Here is a 16,750-nt window from a genome sequence, read left to right as displayed (position 1 = left end):
TTGCGGGGCGCTTACGGCTGGTCGAGAAGGCCGTGCTCGTGCGCGAAGACGACGATCTGGACGCGGTCGCGCAGCGCGAGCTTGCGCAGGATCGCGCCGACGTGCGTCTTCACCGTCGACTCGCTGGCGAAGACGAGGCCGGCGATCTCGGTGTTGGACAGCCCGCGCGCCACCGCCGTGAACACCTCGCGCTCCTTGTCCGTCAGCGACCGGTATGCCGCCGGCACGGCGGTGCGGGACCGGAACTGGCCGTCCAGCAGCGTCGCGAGATCCTGCGGCGCCAGCACCGCGTTGCCCGCGTACACCGTCCGGATCGCGTCGCGCAGCTGCAGCGGCGTGGTGTCCTTGAGCAGGAACCCGCTGGCGCCGTACCGGATGGCCGTCGCCGCGCGGTCGTCCAGGTTGAACGTGGTCAGGACGACGACGCGCACCGGCGTGGAGCGGCGCGCCACGCGGTCGGGCAGGAAGATCTGACGGGTCGCCTCGACGCCGTCCATGTCGGGCATGCGGATGTCCATGAGGACGACGTCGGGGGAGAGCTCGTCGACCAGGCGGACCGCCTCGAGCCCGTCGCCGGCCGAGCCGACCACCGTCATGCCGTCCTGCGCGTCGACGATGACGCGGACGCCCTCGCGGAACAGCTCCTGGTCGTCGACCAGGAGCACCTGGATGTCAGCGGTCATGCGCCGCCCGCCCGCACGGGCACCCACGCCGTGGCGGTGAACGTCGACCGGCCGTCCTCGTCGCGGCGGCGGACGTCGAGGCGGCCGCCGACGGACTCGAGACGGCGGCGCATGCCGTCGAGCCCGGCGCCGCCGCTGGACCCGTTCGCGGCGAACGGCGACGGCGCGACGACGTTGCGGACCTCGATGCGCAGCTCGCCCTCCCAGTGCCGCTCGACGTGGACGGGGGTGTCGCGGCGGCCGTGCTTGATGGCGTTGGTCAGCATCTCCTGCAGCACCCGGAACGCGACCACCTCCAGCTCCGGCGGCAGCGGGCGCGGCGTCCCGATCTCCGTCGACACCACCTCGTGCCCGCTCGCGCGCACGCCGTCGACCAGGGTGTCGAGGCCGGCCGGCGGGGCGTCGGGCTGCTGGGTGTCGGCCAGCACCTGCCGGACGTCGCGCAGCGAGGTCCGCGCCGACGTCGCGATCTTCGCCATGGTCTCCTTCAGCGCCTTCGGGTCGGTGTCGTCGAGGTACTGGGCGGACTCGGCCTGCGCCAGGATGACGGCCAGCGAGTGCCCCACCACATCGTGCACGTCGTTGGCCAGCCGCGCCTGGTCTTCGCGCAGCCGGGCGATCTCGCGGGCCTGCTCGGTCTCGCTGACGGCGCGCGCGGCGTCCTCCTCGGCGGCCTCCTGCGAGGCCCGCGACAGGCGGGCGCGGTCGCCGAAGCGCAGCGCCAGCCCGGCCAGCCACGGCGCGCCGAGCGCCGCCGCCCCGATGAGCGCGGCCGTGACCTGCCACGTCGTGCTGAGCTCGCGGACGGTGTCGACGACGCTCTCGTTGCCGGCCAGGCCGGCCAGCCCGCCGAGGCCGCGCGAGTTGACGATGGTGATGACGATCATGCCGGCGAGCGGGATGGACAGCGCGCTCAGCCACACCGTCGCCGTGCTGCCCCAGCGGGCCGTCCCGAACGCGACCGCGGCGATCGTCACCTGCACGAGCATGAGGTCGATGCCGGCCAGCAGCTGCAGCCCGCACACCCCCCACACCAGCGCCAGCGCGGCGGCCGGCAGCCGGCGGCTCAGCCCGACGGCGGCGGCGGTGCCGATGGCGACGAACACCAGCTCGAACCGGTTCCCCGGCAGCACCCAGGCCGTCGCCGCCTCGTACAGCCCGAGGAAGGCGACGATCGCGGCGACCGCGAGGTCCGGGACCCACGCCCGCCAGTCCGTCGTCACGGCGTCACCGGCCGGCGCCGGGCCGCCGCGGGACGGGCGTGCGACGAGACGGTGGTGCGGGCGGCGATGGCGGGTCCTCCGGCGGAGTCGGTGCGGGCGTGTCCCCGTAATGGAACCACGCCGCGCGCGTCTGGACCGGTGAGAGTGCCCAGGCCGGCGTTGGCGCGAAGGTTGTCGGTGCCCGCCCGTAGGGTGGGCCCCACCCGGGCCGGGAGGGGTCCACCCAGCACGGCCACGACGGCGATCGGCCGGCTCATCCGACGACGTCGCGGACGAGCAGGTCGAGCAGCTCGGCGTACGACACACCGGCCGCGGCGAACATCTTCGGCACCTGCGACTGCTCGGTGAAGCCGGGCATCGTGTTGACCTCGTTGAGCACCGGACCGTCCGCGGTCAGGAAGAAGTCCACCCGGGCGACACCCGCGCAGCCGAGCGCGTCGAACATCGCGACGGCGGCGTCCTCCAGCTCCTTGCGCTCGGTGTCGGCCAGCTCGGCGGGGATGCGGAAGTCCGCCTCTCCGCCGTACTTCGTGGCGAAGTCGAACAGCCCGTCCACCACGATCTCCAGCGCGGGCGCGACGGTGCGCGTCCCGTCCGGGCGGCCCAGCACGGCGAGGTCGATCTCGCGGCCGGCGACGACGTCCTCGACGAGGACGCGGCGGTCCAGCGCGAACGCGGCGTCCAGGGCGGCCGGCAGGTCGCTCTCGTCGCGGACGAGCGACACCCCCTGGCTGGAGCCCGCCGCGACCGGCTTGACGACCACCGGGTGGGTCCAGTGGTGGCCGGGCGCCGTCGACGAGCTCAGCAGGGTGGCGGGCGCGGTGGCGATGCCGACGTCCTCGGCCAGCAGCTTCGTCGCCCACTTGTCCATCGCCAGTGCGCCGGCCAGCACGCCGGAGCCGACGTACGGGACGCCGGCCAGCTCGCACAGCCCGGCCAGCGTGCCGTCCTCGCCGCGCGGGCCGTGCAGCACCGGGACGGCGACGTCACAGGTGCGCAGGATGTGGATCGCGTCGGCGAGGTCCACGGGGCAGCCGTCGCCCTGGCGCCAGGCGCCGTCCCGGCCGATCGTGAGCCGGACGACGGCGTACCCGGCGGACTCCAGCGCGCCGCCGACGGCCGCCGCCGAGGCCAGCGAGACGTCGTGCTCGCAGTTCTGCCCGCCGCCGATCACCGCCACGCGCGTCCTCATCGGACGCTCCGGAGGGTGGGTGCGGTCGCCTTGTAATGAGTACCTCTAGGCATCGATGCGTAGAGGTACTCATTGCGAAGGGACTGACGGGCGACCCGCGGGCCGATGCCGGTGACGATCTCGTGCTCGATCGTCCCGGCCCAGCCGGCCCACTCCGCGGCCGTCGGCTCGCCGTCGTCGCCGGGCCCGAAGACCGTGGCGATCTCGCCGGGCGCGACGTCGTCGTCGCCGAGGTCGACGACGACCTGGTCCATCGAGAACCGGCCGACGACGCGGCGGCGCCGGCCGCGGACCAATACCTCGGCCCGACCGGACGCGGCCCGCGGCAGCCCGTCGGCGTACCCCAGCGGCAGCAGCCCCAGGTGCGTCGCGACCGGCGCCGTCCACGCGTGTCCATAGCCGACCGGCGTGCCGGCGCGGACCCGGCGGACGGTCACCACCGGCGCGGTCAGGGTCAGCGCGGGCCGCAGGCGCACCGTCCCGGACGGGTCGATGCCGAACAGGCCCGCCCCGACGCGGACCAGCGTGTGGTGGGTGCGCGGGTCGGTGAGGGTCGCGGCGGTCGCGGCGAGGTGCCGGTGGACGGGGCGCAGGCCGGTCGCGCGGGCGACCTCCACGCCCCAGGCGAACCGGGTGCGGCCGGTCGCGTTCGACGCGTCGGCGGGGACGTCCGCGCAGGCCAGGTGGCCCATGACGCCGTCGACCCGGATCAGGCCGCGCTGCTCGGCGAGCCGGGCCGCACTGCACAGCCGGGCCCACTCGGCCGGCGGCGCGCCGTCGCGGGCCAGGCCGGTGTCGAGGTGGAGGTGGACGCGGGCGCCAGGCGCGGCGGCCGTGACGGCGTCCAGGTGCGCGCGGCCGGGGACGGCGAGGTCGATCCCGGCGGCGACGGCGGCGGCGAAGTCGGCGTCGACCGGGTTCAGCCAGCTGAGGATCGGCGCGGTGATGCCGGCCGCGCGCAGCGCCAGCGCCTCGTCGACGCTGGTGACGCCGAGCCGCGTCGCGCCCGCGGCGAGCGCCGTCCGGGCCACGTCCGCGGCGCCGTGCCCGAACCCGTCCGCCTTGACCACCGCCATCAGCGCCGACCCCGGCGCGTGGGCGGCGATCGTCCGCGTGTTGGCGGCGACGGCGGCGAGGTCGGCGGTGAGCGTGGGGCGGCTGGTCACGGCGGTCCGCGGGCGCGCGTCGATGGTCGCGGCGCTCATGCGGCCACCAGGTGCGCGCCGATCGGGCCGTACAGCGCTGCCGGCGCGCCCGTCGTCAGGGCCCAGTAGCGGTCGCCGTAGCTCCAGTGCCACCACTCGGTCGGGTAGTTGACCAGTCCGGCCGACCCGAGGACGTCGGCCAGCAGGGCGCGGTGGACGCGGGCGTTGGCGGAGATGTCGCGCGCGGCGAAGTAGCAGGCGCCGTCGCTCTGCTCCGGCGTGGCGTCGATGGGCGTGCCGAGGTCCAGCTCGCGCCCGTCGCGGTCGACCAGCGTGAGGTCGACCGCCGCGCCTGCCACGTGCGGGGCGACGGCGACGGGGGAGACGAACCGGCTGGTCAGACGTTCCAGCTCGGCGAGGTCGTGGTCGATGCCGGGGTGCGCCGCAGACACCTCGGCGGCGTACCGGGCGATGATCGCGCGCTGGTCGGCGATGCTGCGATGCCCCTCGACCACCCGCAGCCCGATGCCGTCGGGGAGGCGGTCGCGGGCGAGGAGCAGCCGCTGGGCGAGCGAGACCCGCACCCGCGCCCGGGCCGGGCCGAACGGTGCGGTGAGCTCCACCAGCGGCTCGCCCTCGTCCTCGACGGGGATCGCGGAGACGCGCGGGTCGGACAGCAGGATCGTCATGACCAGCACGCTAGGAATCGGAGCCGGTGCCGGGCCTCCACCTGTGGTGCCGAACCGCTGTCCTCGGGTACGAGATCCCTGACCCCGAGGGCTGGGCGATACTCTGCGCCAGAGCGACGAGCTGGGGGACGCGTGGGGAATCTCGGTCGGCCCATGACGGCGCTCACCGGCGCTCTGTTCGCGCTGCTCGTCTGTGCGATCTTCGTTGCGAAGGCCGTCGACGCCGACTCCCGGCTGTGCGATGGCGACGGCTGCTTGACCGAGCACACGGTGCAGGTTGGCGACTCCCGTACCGATGTGGGCTATTGGGCGGTCGGATTGAGAACGTGGCAGCTGGTCATCGAACCCTCGAACCCGAGCCGCGCGAGTGGCACGCGCCTGGAGGTCACCCTCCGACGGCAGGCCCACGATGATGAGCTCATAGCCGGCCGGCGGGTCACGGCGGTCTCGGCCGGCGCGGACGTGCTGCGGCTACGGTTGCCGTCCGGCGACGTCATCGAGACCGAGGCGCACCCGCGGTACGCCGTACCCGTGAACGCCGCGTTCGCTCTGATCGCAGGAGGCTTCAGCATTTTTCTCGCCGGCGTCGCGGTGCGCACGGCCTTCGAACTGCAGTCGTGGACGGCGGCTGCGCTGGTGCCCGTCATACGGGTCGACGTGGGCCTGGTGCTGGTGCTGGTCGGCATCGTCGCGTTCGTCGCCGTCCGGGCCTATCCGAGGCCTGCACCCATCGTCTTCGCGGCGCCGGTCGTGGCGGCCCTGTTCGCCGTGCAGGTCGTGCGCCGCCGCCGGGCCGACGGCGCCGCCGACCCGGACGACGACCGAATGGCCGGCCACGTGGTCGGACTGGTGGCGGCTGACCCGGTGCCGATCGACGCCCGTCGGAACAACGCCCACCTGTACCTGATCGCTCGTCCGGTCCGATGGCGTCGGCGGCCGCGGCTGCCGCACCACACCGAGCTCGCGGAACGGGTCGAGCGGCTGCTCGTGGCGCAGGGGGCGACGGCCTATTGGCGCGGTTTCGGCCCGCTCCGCTCGTCGGCCCGCAGGGGCACCGTGCGGCTCACCCACGGCGTCGACGCCGGCCGCTTCGGCGAGAACGACCTGCTGATCGTCACGTTGGCGAAGAACGGCCTGGTCACGCTGATCTGCGGCCGTGTGCCGGATCCGGCTTTCGTGCTCGGCCTGACCCGGGCCGTCCTGATCCTCGCCGGCGCTCGCGAACCGGACGCCACCGCGCCGTGGCACGTCGCGATGGTCCTGCGCGGAGTGGAGCACATCCGGCCGAGCGGCGGCGAGCTGCAGGAGCGGAGCGAGGCCCTGGCCGACGAGTTGGCCGGGCCGCTGCTGGACGGACTCGACGCGACGCCCGGCTGACCTCGCCGCGGACGTTCAGCGGACCGTCACTTGCTGTCATACTCCCCGTTAACCCCCACGGGAAGCGTGAACTCATGGATGTCTCCCCGAAGCGTCCCCTGTCCCGTCGTCTCTTCGTCACCGGCCTCGGCGCGAGCGTCGCGGCCGCCTCCTTCCCCAGCCTGATCCGCGTCGACGGCGCGCTGGCGGCGCCGCCCGGAACCGGTGGCGCGCTGCCGGACGGCGTCTTCTCGCTCGGCGTCGCGTCCGGCGACCCGCTGCCCGGCGGCGTCGTCCTGTGGACGCGGCTCGCGCCGGACCCGCTGAACGGCGGCGGCATGCCGGACCGTCCGTTCCCCGTCGAATGGGAGGTCGCCGAGGACGACACGTTCGCCCGCGTCGTCCGCCGCGGCCGCACCGTCGCGCTCCCGCAGCACGGCCACAGCGTCCACGCCGAGGTCGACGGCCTGCGCGCGGGCGCGACCTACGCCTACCGCTTCCGCGCCGGCGGTCAGGTCTCGCCGGTCGGCCGCACGAGGACGGCGCCCGCGGGCTCCGTCGCCGCCGTCCGGTTCGCGTTCGCCAGCTGTCAGAACTGGCAGGACGGCTACTTCACCGCCTATCACCACTTGGCCGGTGAGAACGTGGACTTCGTCGCGTTCCTCGGCGACTACATCTACGAATCCGTGCCGCGCACCACCACCGTCCGCACCCACGAGGGCAGCGGCGAGCCGCTGTCGCTCGTCCAGTACCGCAACCGGCACGCCCAGTACCGCTCCGACCCGAACCTGCAGGCCGCCCACGCCGCGTTCCCCTGGATCGTCACCTGGGACGACCACGAGGTCGACAACAACTGGGCCGACGAGATCCCGCAGGACCCCGACCTCCAGACGCCCGAGGCGTTCCGGGCCCGCCGGCAGGCCGCGTTCCAGGCGTACTACGAGCACCTGCCGCTACGCCGCGGCTCCCGCCCGCGCGGCCTCGACCTGCAGCTGTACCGGCGGCTGCGGTTCGGCGACCTCGTCGACCTGCACGTCGTCGACACCCGGCAGTACCGCTCGGACCAGCCGGCGACGCTGGAGCAGGCCGAGACGGCGCCGCTGACGATGACCGGCGACGAGCAGGAGCGCTGGCTCACCGACGGGCTCACCGACGGCGGCACGCGGTGGAACCTGCTGGCCAACCAGGTGATGTGGGCGCAGAACGACCGCACCGCCGGCGAGGTCGACACGTTCGACCTCGACAACTGGGACGGCTACCGCGTCCAGCGCCGCCGGCTGCTCGAGCTGTTCGGCAGCGACGCCGTGACCAACCCGGTCGTGCTGACGGGGGACCGGCACTGCACCTGGGTCGCCGACCTGCACCCCGACTTCGACGACCCGTCGTCGCCGGTCGTCGGCGCCGAGATCACCGGCACTTCGATCTCGTCCGGCGGCAACTCCGACCCCGTCGCGTTCCAGGACACGTACCGGCCGATCGCCGAGGAGAGCCCGCACTGGAAGTACTTCGACAACCAGCGCGGCTACGTCGTCTGCGACGTCACGCCGGAGCGGCTGCTCAGCTCGCTGCGGCTGGTCGACACCGTCTGGCAGCCCGACGGCGCCACGGTGCGGACGGCGGCGGAGTTCCTCGTCGAGGCGGGCCGGCCCGGCGTCACCGTCGAGTACGAGGAGCCGCGGACGGCGCAACTGCGAGCCCAGGCGCGCCGCGACGCCGGCCCCGTGTACGACGTCGACGACGTGGACGAGGCGGCCGACCTGCAGCGCTGACGCCGTCAGTCCCGCCCGGTCGCGCAGGTCACGTCGGCCTCGTTGCCCTCGGCGTCGGCCAGCGTCCACCACGTCGGCCCCGCGTCGCGGATCATCCGGCCGCCGGCCGCGAGCGCCGCCGCGACGCGCGCCTCGGCCAGCTCCGGCGGCACCCAGATGTCGAGGTGGAAGCGGTTGCGCTGCGGGCGGGGCGCGTCCATGTCCTGGAACCAGATGGACGGGCCGCGCCAGCGGGGGTCGACGAGGTCCTCGTCCGGGCTGTCGGCGCGCCGCTCGTAGCCGAGCACGGCCGCCCAGAACGGCATGACGTCCGCGCAGACCAGCGCGTCGATCGTCACCTGGACGGTCTGCACCAGCGCCGGGTCGGCGACGAGGCCCTGGTCGCGGGCCAGCTCGGAGATGCGGACCGCCAGCTCGACGTCGTCCGTCGTCATGCCCATGTAGCCGGGCGTCTCGGTGAGCAGCCGGACGGCGACGGTGTCGTGCCGCAGGTCGACGTCGGGACGGTGCGGCCCGGCGCCGGCCGCGGCCGCGATGGCCGCGACGAGCCGGGCGCCGGCCGCGAACGAGCCGGTGCGGAAGACCGCGGTGGCGCCGTCGCCGACGACCCGCCAGTCGTGGGTGCGGTCGTCGGCGTGGAAGGCGCGAATGGTGATCGGCTCGGGCATGGTCACTCCCCGGTGCTGCCGTCGACGGACTCGCGGATGAGGTCGGCGTGGCCGTTGTGCCGCGCGTACTCCTCGATCATGTGCGTCAGGATCCAGCGCACGCTGGCCGCGCGGCCGTCGCGCCAGGCGCGGTCGGCGGGCCGGCTCAGCCCGCCGTCGGCCAGCGCCTCGGCCAGGTTCGCCCGGGACCGCTGGACCGATTCCTCCCACAGCGCGAACAACTGCTCGGGCGTGTCGTCGGCGGCGGAGTGCCAGTCCCAGTCGTCGTCGGCGGCCCAGTCGACGGTGGCCCACGGCGCGCTGCGCTCGCGGCCGAACAGCCAGAACGTGAACCAGTCGTCCTCGACGTAGGCGAGGTGCTTGAGCAGCCCGCCGAGCGTCATCGTCGACGCGGCCGCGGTGGCGTTCAGCCCGGCGGCGTCGAGGCCGCGGCACTTCCACGCCAGGGTGGCGCGCTGGTAGTCGAGGAAGCCGGTCAGCGTGCGCAGTTCGTCACCGTCGACCGGGGGCTCGGGGCGGCCGTGCTCGTCGACGTCGGTCACTTGGCCGCCGCCGCGTCGATGGCCCGGCCGAGCTCGTCGGGACGGCTGAACTGCGGCCAGTGCCCGGTCGGCAGGTCGACGTACTCGACGTCGCGCAGCCTGGTGAACTCCTGGACGGACGGCTCGCCGGCGTCGATCCAGGCGCGCAACTGGGCCGCGGAGAACTCCGGGCAGATGACGGTGACCGGGACGTCGTAGCGGCGCTCGTCGGTGAGCCGGACCGGGTCGGTGGTGAACCGCTGCGGCGATGGGATGGCGCGGGCGCGGAAGTCGGCCCGGGCGGCGTCGTCGAGGTCCTTGAGGTCGTCCTCGCCGATGTCCTCCCAGCTGGGCAGCGGGATCTCCCCGTTCTCGGCGGCGAAGTTCCCGAGCGGCTCGCCGTCGCGGGCCGGGAAGCCGCCGATGTAGACGGTGCGGGCGACGCGGTCCGGCCGGGCGTCGGCGGCCAGGTACGCCAGCGCCGAGCCCATCGAGTGCCCGACGACCAGCACCTTCCCCTCGTCCTCCGGCACCGCGTCGACCGCCGCCACCACCGCGTCGATGTGGTCCTGCAGCGTGACGGCGGACCGGTCGGCGTCGCGGGACTCCAGTCCGGGCAGCGTGAGTGCGTGCGTCGTGTGGCCGGCCCGCTCGAGGACGGGGATCACCCGGTCCCACGACGACCCGTCGAGCCAGAGGCCCGGGATCAGGACGATGTGCATGGTGCGCCTCTCGGGTTATGATCCAGAACTACGGATCAATCCAACGTAGTGGAACGGACCGGAAATGTCGATCGATCGCGCGATGCCCGACTACGACCTGGACGACCAGGCCGTCGTCACGGCGCCGGCGCAGCTGCGCGCGATGTCCGACCCGCTGCGATCGACCATCCTCGATCTGGTCCTCGAACGCGCCGCGACGGTGACGGAGCTGGCCGCCGCCGTCGGGCGTCCCAAATCCACCGTCGCCCACCACGTCGGCGTCCTCGTCGACGCCGGCATGCTCCGCGTCGTCCGGACCCGGCGGGTGCGGGCGATCGACGAGCGCTACTACGGCCGCACGGCCCGGCTGTTCCGCATCGGGAAGATCGACCACCCCGTCATCTGGGAGAACGACCTCTCCGTGGCGGCCGCTGAGGCGCGGGCGGCGTACGAGGCCGACGTGATGATGAGCATCCACCGGCACGCCCGGATCCCGCGGGAGCGGGGGATGGAGTTCTGGGAGAAGGTGCTCGAGCTGGTCCGCGAGTTCAGCACCATCCCACGCTCCGGCGACACCGTGTTCGGCTTCGTGGCCGGCCTGTACCCGACGGAGCACCCCGCCCTGCCCGACCCCGCCTCCGACGACGACTGAACAGTCCGAGGTTCGCGGCACAGTCGGGCGTATGGCCGGCGACGAGACCACCGAGGTGCCCGCGATCCTTTCCAAACTGTTCGCGGTCGTGCTGCGCAGCAACTACGGCGGCTCCCAGCAGGTGCGATGGAGTGCGCCGGTTCCGTCAGTGGCTCCGGCAGCAGGAAGCACTGGGGGAGTCCTCACGGCGGCCGCTCGGTTGGCCGACATGCGCTGAGCCGGAACGGTGACTGGTCGACGCGCGTCGGGCACCACCTCTACGGCAATCCCGTGACCACCCTTGACGCCCTCGATCGCGAGTGGTGCAGCCGGTGCACCACGATGGCCGGCCGGGTCTACAACCGCTGTGCCGCGCGGTTGCCGGTAGGCCGCGTGCGGCAGATCACCTGAACCACCGCTTGCATAGTCATGCGGAACACTGCATACTTTTGCTCGTGTCCAAAGTGCTCACCTCCCTGCCCGCCGGCGAGCGGGTCGGCATTGCGTTCTCCGGCGGCCTCGACACCTCCGTGGCGGTGGCGTGGATGCGCGACAAGGGCGCGGTGCCGTGCACGTACACCGCTGACCTCGGTCAGGCCGACGAGGACGACATCGACTCCGTGCCGGGGCGGGCGAAGCTGTACGGCGCCGAGATCGCCCGGCTGGTCGACTGCCGCGCCGCGCTGGTCGAGGAAGGGCTGGCGGCGCTGACCTGCGGCGCCTTCCACATCAGGAGCGGCGGCCGCGCGTACTACAACACGACGCCGCTGGGCCGGGCGGTCACGGGCACGCTGCTGGTGCGGGCGATGCTCGAGGACGACGTCCAGATCTGGGGCGACGGGTCGACGTTCAAGGGGAACGACATCGAGCGGTTCTACCGCTACGGCCTGCTCGCCAACCCGAACCTGCGCATCTACAAGCCGTGGCTCGACGCCGCGTTCGTGGGGGAGCTGGGCGGGCGGCGCGAGATGAGCGAGTGGCTGCGCGCGCACGACCTCCCGTACCGCGACAGCGCCGAGAAGGCGTACTCGACGGACGCGAACATCTGGGGCGCGACGCACGAGGCGAAGACGCTGGAGCACCTCGACAACGGCATCGAGACCGTCGACCCCATCATGGGGGTCCGGTTCTGGGACCCGGCCGTCGAGATCGCCGCCGAGGACGTCACCATCGGCTTCGAGCAGGGCCGGCCGGTCACCGTCAACGGCCGGAGCTTCCCGAGCCCGGTCGAGCTGGTGCTCGAGGCCAACGCCATCGGCGGACGGCACGGGCTGGGCATGTCCGACCAGATCGAGAACCGCATCATCGAGGCCAAGAGCCGCGGCATCTACGAGGCGCCCGGCATGGCGCTGCTGCACGCGGCCTACGAGCGGCTGGTCAACGCCATCCACAACGAGGACACCGTCGCCAACTACCACAACGAGGGCAGGCGGCTCGGCCGGCTCATGTACGAGGGCCGCTGGCTCGACCCGCAGGCGCTCATGCTGCGCGAGTCGCTGCAGCGCTGGGTCGGCTCGGCCGTGACGGGCGAGGTGACGCTGCGGCTGCGGCGCGGCGAGGACTACTCGATCCTCGACACCACCGGCCCGGCGCTGAGCTACCACCCGGACAAGCTGTCGATGGAGCGCACCACCGACTCCGCGTTCGGCCCGGTCGACCGCATCGGCCAGCTCACCATGCGCAACCTCGACATCGCCGACTCGCGGGCCAAGCTCGAGCAGTACGCCGGCCTCGGCATGGTCGGCGGCGCGCACGCGGAGCTCATCGGCGCGACGCACCTGGTGGGGGAGCTGCCGGAGGGCGGCGCCGACGCCATCGCGTCACGAGGCGAGGTCGACTCCGACGCCATGCTCGACCGCGCCGCCATGGAGTTCGGCACCGACTGACGCACGAGCTTCGACGGCGGCGGCCCCGGACAGGGAGCCGCCGCCGTCGTCGTCCGATCAGCGGGTCAGGAAGGCGCGGACGGACGCGGCGACGGGTGCGGGCGTCATCCAGAACGCCGAGTGGTCCAGGCCGGGCAGCACCTCGACGGTGACGGCGGGCAGCACGCCGGCCAGCGCGTGGGCGCCCTCGTGCATGAACGGCTCGCCGTTCTCGCCGACCTGCACCAGGACCGGCGCCTCGATGGACCAGCGGTCGCGGGGGAGCGGCGTGCCGTCCTGGGTGCCCTCCACGATGCGGCCGTCGTAGGCATAGGTGTGCGCGAGCGCGGCCATCGCGTCCCACGACGGGTCCTGCTTCATGCCCTCGACCCATTCGGCGGGGATCAGCAGCAGCTGCGTCATGAAGTACTCGACCGCCTCGCTGCGTTTCCCGGCCGCGACCAGCGCCTCCTGGTGCGCGACGTAGCCGGCGGGCGCCGGCGGGCGGATGTCGCTGACGATGAACGGCGGCTCGAACAGGCCCAGGCCGGTGACCTTGTCGGCGAGCGCGGAGGCGGCGTCGAGGGCGAGCACGCACCCACCCGAGCCGCTGACCAGCGCGGCCCGGCCGCCGACGGTGTCGATGAGCGCCTCGATGTCGTCGATCTCGCGGGCCGGGTCGTACGGCTGCGGGTCGCCGCTGCCGCCGCGGCCGCGGCGGTCGAAGTTGACGACGGTGAAGTGCTCGGCCAGCTCGGCCGCGATGCCGGCGACGCCGGTGTGGTCCTCGGCGACCGTGCTGACGACGATGACGGCCGGGCCGGAGCCCGTCGTCTCGTACGCGATGGTGGTGCCGTCCTTCGAGGTCAGGGTCTGCATGATCGGTTCCTTTCAGAGGATGGTGCCGAGGCGCTCGAGCGCCTCCTGGTAGCCCTCGCCCATGCCGCTCGCGACGGCCTGCTGCAGGGTGTCGTGGTCGGCGAACACGGCGGTGATGCTGACGTGGGTGCCGGTGTCGCGGGCGCTGAACGCGACGGTGGTGGACATGCCTTCGCCGGTGGCGACCCAGTCGGCGGTCGCGCGCCGGTCGACGTAGCTCAGCTGCTCGCGCGGGCGCACCTCGCCGTACGTGGCGACGATGTGGATGGGGCCGGCCGAGCCGTCGTCGGGGGCCATGGAGAAGCGCCACTGGCCGCCCGGGCGGACGTCCATCTGCTCGACGGTGGTGGTCCAGCCGTGCGGCCCCCACCAGCGGGCGACGGCGGCCGGGTCGGTCCATGCCGTCCAGACGCGGTCGACGGCGGCGCGGTAGGAGCGGGCGATGGTCAGGGTGTTGGTCTGCTCGTCGATGACGATGCCGTCGGTGGTCATGAGCCGTCTCCGTTCGGGTCGGTGTCGTCGAGGAAGTCGCCCAGGCGGTCGAGCCGCTCGGTCCACAGGACGGCGAAGCTCTGCGCCCAGGCGCCGATGTCGCGCAGCGGCTCGTGACGCAGCCGGTAGATGCGCTGCTGCGCCTGCCGTGTCGCGTCGACGACACCGGCGTCGGCCAGTAGCCGCAGGTGCCGCGACACGTGCGGCTGCGCCATTCCGAGCGCGTCGACGATGCCGCCGACGCTGTGCGGGCCGGAGCGCAGCAGTTCGACGATGCGGAACCGGTTGGGTTCCGCGATCACGCTCAGCTGGTGCCGCAGCTCGTCCATGCCTCGAACATACACGAGCACATATATACATACAAGCAGATGTACGTAGCCTGGGCGGATGGACCTCGAACCGGTGACGGTCGCGATCGGACGCGACGTGCTCGACGCGCTCGGCGGCCGGCTCCGGGCCACCCGCTGGCCGCGACGCGACGCCGCCGGTGACGAGCTGGGCCCGCGGACCGCCGAGCTGCGCGACCTGTGCGACTGGTGGGCGGACGGGTTCGACTGGCCGGCCGCGGAACGGCGGGTCAACCGGGCCCGGCACCTCCTCGTCCGGGCCACCGGGGGCGCCGTCCACGTGGCGGTGCACAGCGGCGACGACCGGCCGCCGCTGCTGCTGGTGCACGGCTGGCCGAGCAGCTTCCTCGAGTTCGAGCGGCTGGTCCCGCTGCTGGCGCCGCGCACCGTCGTCGTCGCGTCGCTGCCCGGCTACGGCTGGTCCGAGCGGCCGCCCGGACGGTGGACGACGCGCGACACGGCGGGGCTGCTGGCCGACGTGATGGCCGCGCTCGGGTACCGCCGGTTCGTCGCGCACGGCACCGACTTCGGGTCCGACGTCGCGAGCTGGCTGGCGCTGGACCGGCCCGGCCTCGTCGCCGGGCTGCACCTGTCCAACGCCGACCTCGGCCCGACCCTCGCCCCGGGCGAGGAGCCGGCCGCCGAGGAGCGCGACTATCTGGACCGCTTCGACGGCTGGTGGCAGGGCGAGCGCGGCTACAAGGAGATCCAGGCGACCCGGCCCGGCGCGCTGGTCCCGGCGCTGCTGGACTCGCCGGCCGGGCTGGCCGCCTGGGTGCTGGACAAGTGGGCCGCGTGGACCGATCCCGCGCTCGGCCCGACGGTGTCCGCGCGGACCGGGCGCGATGCGCTGCCCGAGCTGCTGACCTGGTGGTGGGCGACCGGCACCGCGGAGACGTCGGTGTTGGACTACGCCGACAACCGCGCCGCCGGGACGACGGTGCTGCCGGCGGGTGCCCGGATCGAGGTGCCGACGGCGGTCGCGCGGTTCGGTCACGAGCGTGGCTTCCGTGAGGATCCGCCGCGGTCCTGGCTGGAACGCATGTACCGGCTGGAGCGCTGGACCGACCAGCCGCGCGGCGGCCACTTCGCCGCGCTGGAGGCGCCCGAACTGCTCGCCGCCGACCTGCTCGCCTTCGCCGAGGACCTGAGCTGACGCCGCGCCGGCGCCGGATGAGAGGCTGCCGCCATGACCGCGACCCACCGCGTCCCGTGGCCGCTGCAGCGCCGCCGCCTCGAGCGGGCCAGCGACTACTGGCTGTCCACCACTCGTCCCGACGGCCGCCCGCACGTGGTGCCGATGTGGGGCGTCTGGCAGGACGGCCGCCTGTACTTCAGCACCGATCCCGCGTCGGTGAAGGGCCGCAACCTGGCCGCCGAGCCGCGCGCCGCCGTCCACCTCGACGGCGGGCATGACGTGCTGGTGATCGAGGGGACGACGGCGCGGGTGCACGACGACGAGGTGGCGGCGCAGGTCGACGACGCGATGGCGGCGAAGTACGTCACGCCCGACGGCACCCCGTACCGGCTGGCCATGGACCCGCCGAACCGGCTCTTCGAGCTGCGCCCGGAGCGCGCGCTGGCGTGGTGGGAGCCGCTGACGGGGCCGACGTTCACCCGGTGGGCGTGGAACGGCGGGCCCGACCCCGAGCCGGTGCCCGGCTGACCAGCGCGCTGCCGGCCGCGAGCGCCTCGGCGGTGGCGGCGACGACCCGCTGCATGGCCGCGGCCGCCCGCGTCAGCGTGACGTCGGAGCGGTGCGCCAGGCTGACGGTGCGGGTGAGCCGCGGCGCCGTGAGCCGCACCGAGCGCAGGGCCGGGCGGTCGAGCAGCACCATCGCGGGCACGACGGCGACGCCGAGGCCGCGCTCGACGAAGCGCAGCACGGCGTCCATCTCGGCCCCTTCCAGCACGACGGACGGGGTGAGTCCGGCGGCGCGGAACGCCGCCTCGGTGGTGACGCGCAGGTCGTAGCTCTCGTGGAAGACGATCTGCGGCAGCCGGGCCAGCTGCCGCAGGTCGATGGCCGGACGCGACGAGACCGGCGGCCACGCCGCGGACGAGACCACCACCAGCTCCTCGGTCAGCAGCGGGGTCCGGGTGAGGCTGGCCGGGCGGTCCTCGGCCTCGGTGATCAGCGCGAGGTCCAGCGCGCCGCCGGCCAGCTCGTCGATCAGGACCCGCGAGCCGCCCTCGGTGACGTGCAGGTCGATGCCGGGGTGGGCGCCGTGGAAGGCACTGACCGCCTCGGCGACCAGGCTGATGCACAGCGTCGGCGTGGCGCCCAGCCGGACGCGGCCGCGGCGCAGCCCGGCGAGCTCGGCCATCTCGCGGCGGACGGTGTCGGCGTCGGCCAGCATGCGCCGCGCCAGCGGCAGCAGCGCCTCGCCGGCCGCGGTGAGCGAGATGTGCCCGCGGGCGCGGTGGAACAGCTCGGCGCCCAGGTCGCTCTCCAGCGCCGAGATCTGCCGGCTCAGCGACGGCTGGGCCAGGTGCAGGTGCTCGGCGGCGCGGGTGAAGTGGCCGAGCCGGGCCACCTCGACGAATCCGCGCAACTGCTCCAGGTTCATACGTCATAGCGTAGGCGCA

General features: G+C 73.8%; 20 protein-coding genes. 7 read left to right on the top strand and 13 right to left on the bottom strand.

Going from position 1 to position 16,750, the window contains the following annotated elements:
• Window positions 1–11 precede the first annotated feature (11 nt).
• Genes BLU82_RS16100 through BLU82_RS16080 form a run of 6 tightly spaced genes read right to left on the bottom strand, consistent with a single transcriptional unit; the run spans window position 12 to window position 4,932 of the window.
• A complete protein-coding gene (locus BLU82_RS16100; RefSeq protein ID WP_092625905.1) occupies window positions 12–683 on the bottom strand; it encodes a response regulator transcription factor in 672 nt (223 codons plus the stop codon).
• On the bottom strand, window positions 680–1,906 hold the full coding sequence (locus tag BLU82_RS16095; RefSeq protein WP_092622192.1) for a sensor histidine kinase: 1,227 nt from the start codon (window positions 1,904–1,906) through the stop codon (window positions 680–682). The genes BLU82_RS16100 and BLU82_RS16095 overlap by 4 nt, the downstream gene beginning before the upstream one ends.
• Window positions 1,903–2,163, bottom strand: a complete 261-nt coding sequence (locus tag BLU82_RS34200; protein ID WP_157741038.1) for a hypothetical protein — start codon at window positions 2,161–2,163, stop codon at window positions 1,903–1,905. Before BLU82_RS34200 ends, BLU82_RS16095 begins: the two co-directional genes overlap by 4 nt.
• Window positions 2,160–3,098 carry a D-alanine--D-alanine ligase family protein gene (locus tag BLU82_RS16090; RefSeq protein WP_092622191.1) on the bottom strand — a complete coding sequence of 313 codons (939 nt, stop codon included), beginning with the start codon at window positions 3,096–3,098 and terminating at the stop codon, window positions 2,160–2,162. The genes BLU82_RS34200 and BLU82_RS16090 overlap by 4 nt, the downstream gene beginning before the upstream one ends.
• Window positions 3,095–4,303: an alanine racemase gene (alr, locus tag BLU82_RS16085; protein WP_092622190.1), complete on the bottom strand. Its 1,209-nt coding sequence runs from the start codon at window positions 4,301–4,303 to the stop codon at window positions 3,095–3,097. The genes BLU82_RS16090 and alr overlap by 4 nt, the downstream gene beginning before the upstream one ends.
• Window positions 4,300–4,932 carry a M15 family metallopeptidase gene (locus tag BLU82_RS16080; RefSeq protein WP_092625903.1) on the bottom strand — a complete coding sequence of 211 codons (633 nt, stop codon included), beginning with the start codon at window positions 4,930–4,932 and terminating at the stop codon, window positions 4,300–4,302. The genes alr and BLU82_RS16080 overlap by 4 nt, the downstream gene beginning before the upstream one ends.
• A gap of 153 nt (window positions 4,933–5,085) precedes the next feature.
• Here BLU82_RS16080 and BLU82_RS16075 point away from each other — a divergent pair, with 153 nt between their 5' ends.
• Both BLU82_RS16075 and BLU82_RS16070 read left to right on the top strand, forming a co-directional pair.
• Window positions 5,086–6,309, top strand: coding sequence for a hypothetical protein (locus BLU82_RS16075; RefSeq protein WP_092622189.1), 1,224 nt, complete (start codon window positions 5,086–5,088; stop codon window positions 6,307–6,309).
• 74 nt (window positions 6,310–6,383) lie between these two features.
• On the top strand, window positions 6,384–8,057 hold the full coding sequence (locus BLU82_RS16070; protein WP_092622188.1) for an alkaline phosphatase: 1,674 nt from the start codon (window positions 6,384–6,386) through the stop codon (window positions 8,055–8,057).
• A 5-nt stretch (window positions 8,058–8,062) separates the two neighbouring features.
• On the opposite strand, the gene BLU82_RS16065 is transcribed toward BLU82_RS16070, so the two are convergent.
• The 3 genes from BLU82_RS16065 to BLU82_RS16055 are packed head-to-tail and all read right to left on the bottom strand — an operon-like array spanning window position 8,063 to window position 9,968.
• Window positions 8,063–8,725, bottom strand: a complete 663-nt coding sequence (locus tag BLU82_RS16065; protein WP_092622187.1) for a VOC family protein — start codon at window positions 8,723–8,725, stop codon at window positions 8,063–8,065.
• 2 nt (window positions 8,726–8,727) lie between these two features.
• Window positions 8,728–9,267, bottom strand: coding sequence for a DinB family protein (locus BLU82_RS16060; protein ID WP_092622186.1), 540 nt, complete (start codon window positions 9,265–9,267; stop codon window positions 8,728–8,730).
• Window positions 9,264–9,968 (bottom strand): alpha/beta fold hydrolase, encoded by a 705-nt coding sequence (locus BLU82_RS16055; RefSeq protein WP_092622185.1) that lies wholly within the window; start codon window positions 9,966–9,968, stop codon window positions 9,264–9,266. Before BLU82_RS16055 ends, BLU82_RS16060 begins: the two co-directional genes overlap by 4 nt.
• A 64-nt stretch (window positions 9,969–10,032) precedes the next feature.
• Here BLU82_RS16055 and BLU82_RS16050 point away from each other — a divergent pair, with 64 nt between their 5' ends.
• From BLU82_RS16050 to argG, 3 genes are all read left to right on the top strand, one after another.
• Window positions 10,033–10,599, top strand: a complete 567-nt coding sequence (locus BLU82_RS16050; RefSeq protein WP_092622184.1) for a transcriptional regulator — start codon at window positions 10,033–10,035, stop codon at window positions 10,597–10,599.
• A gap of 31 nt (window positions 10,600–10,630) precedes the next feature.
• Window positions 10,631–10,816, top strand: coding sequence for a hypothetical protein (locus BLU82_RS16045; protein ID WP_092622183.1), 186 nt, complete (start codon window positions 10,631–10,633; stop codon window positions 10,814–10,816).
• A 217-nt stretch (window positions 10,817–11,033) separates the two neighbouring features.
• Window positions 11,034–12,464, top strand: coding sequence for an argininosuccinate synthase (argG, locus tag BLU82_RS16040; protein WP_092622182.1), 1,431 nt, complete (start codon window positions 11,034–11,036; stop codon window positions 12,462–12,464).
• A 57-nt stretch (window positions 12,465–12,521) separates the two neighbouring features.
• Here argG and BLU82_RS16035 read toward each other — a convergent pair whose 3' ends face one another.
• The 3 genes from BLU82_RS16035 to BLU82_RS16025 are packed head-to-tail and all read right to left on the bottom strand — an operon-like array spanning window position 12,522 to window position 14,143.
• Complete coding sequence (locus tag BLU82_RS16035; RefSeq protein ID WP_092622181.1) at window positions 12,522–13,322, bottom strand: alpha/beta fold hydrolase; 801 nt, start codon at window positions 13,320–13,322, stop codon at window positions 12,522–12,524.
• Between the two features lie 12 nt (window positions 13,323–13,334).
• Window positions 13,335–13,814: an SRPBCC domain-containing protein gene (locus BLU82_RS16030; RefSeq protein WP_092622180.1), complete on the bottom strand. Its 480-nt coding sequence runs from the start codon at window positions 13,812–13,814 to the stop codon at window positions 13,335–13,337.
• A complete protein-coding gene (locus BLU82_RS16025; RefSeq protein WP_092622179.1) occupies window positions 13,811–14,143 on the bottom strand; it encodes a metalloregulator ArsR/SmtB family transcription factor in 333 nt (110 codons plus the stop codon). The genes BLU82_RS16030 and BLU82_RS16025 overlap by 4 nt, the downstream gene beginning before the upstream one ends.
• Before the next feature lie 58 nt (window positions 14,144–14,201).
• Here BLU82_RS16025 and BLU82_RS16020 point away from each other — a divergent pair, with 58 nt between their 5' ends.
• Window positions 14,202–15,317: an epoxide hydrolase family protein gene (locus BLU82_RS16020; RefSeq protein ID WP_092622178.1), complete on the top strand. Its 1,116-nt coding sequence runs from the start codon at window positions 14,202–14,204 to the stop codon at window positions 15,315–15,317.
• A gap of 33 nt (window positions 15,318–15,350) precedes the next feature.
• Window positions 15,351–15,827, top strand: a complete 477-nt coding sequence (locus BLU82_RS16015) for a pyridoxamine 5'-phosphate oxidase family protein (protein WP_092622177.1) — start codon at window positions 15,351–15,353, stop codon at window positions 15,825–15,827.
• Here BLU82_RS16015 and BLU82_RS16010 read toward each other — a convergent pair.
• Window positions 15,775–16,731 (bottom strand): LysR family transcriptional regulator, encoded by a 957-nt coding sequence (locus BLU82_RS16010; RefSeq protein ID WP_092622176.1) that lies wholly within the window; start codon window positions 16,729–16,731, stop codon window positions 15,775–15,777. The two genes, BLU82_RS16015 and BLU82_RS16010, sit on opposite strands and share 53 nt — an antisense overlap.
• Window positions 16,732–16,750 lie beyond the last annotated feature (19 nt).

Origin of the sequence: Jiangella sp. DSM 45060 (assembly GCF_900105175.1) — a bacterium.
In the GTDB taxonomy this organism is placed as follows: Bacteria; Actinomycetota; Actinomycetes; order Jiangellales; family Jiangellaceae; genus Jiangella.
The sequence above is the reverse complement of the archived record's forward strand: the minus strand, read 5'-3'. Positions and strand labels throughout refer to the sequence as shown.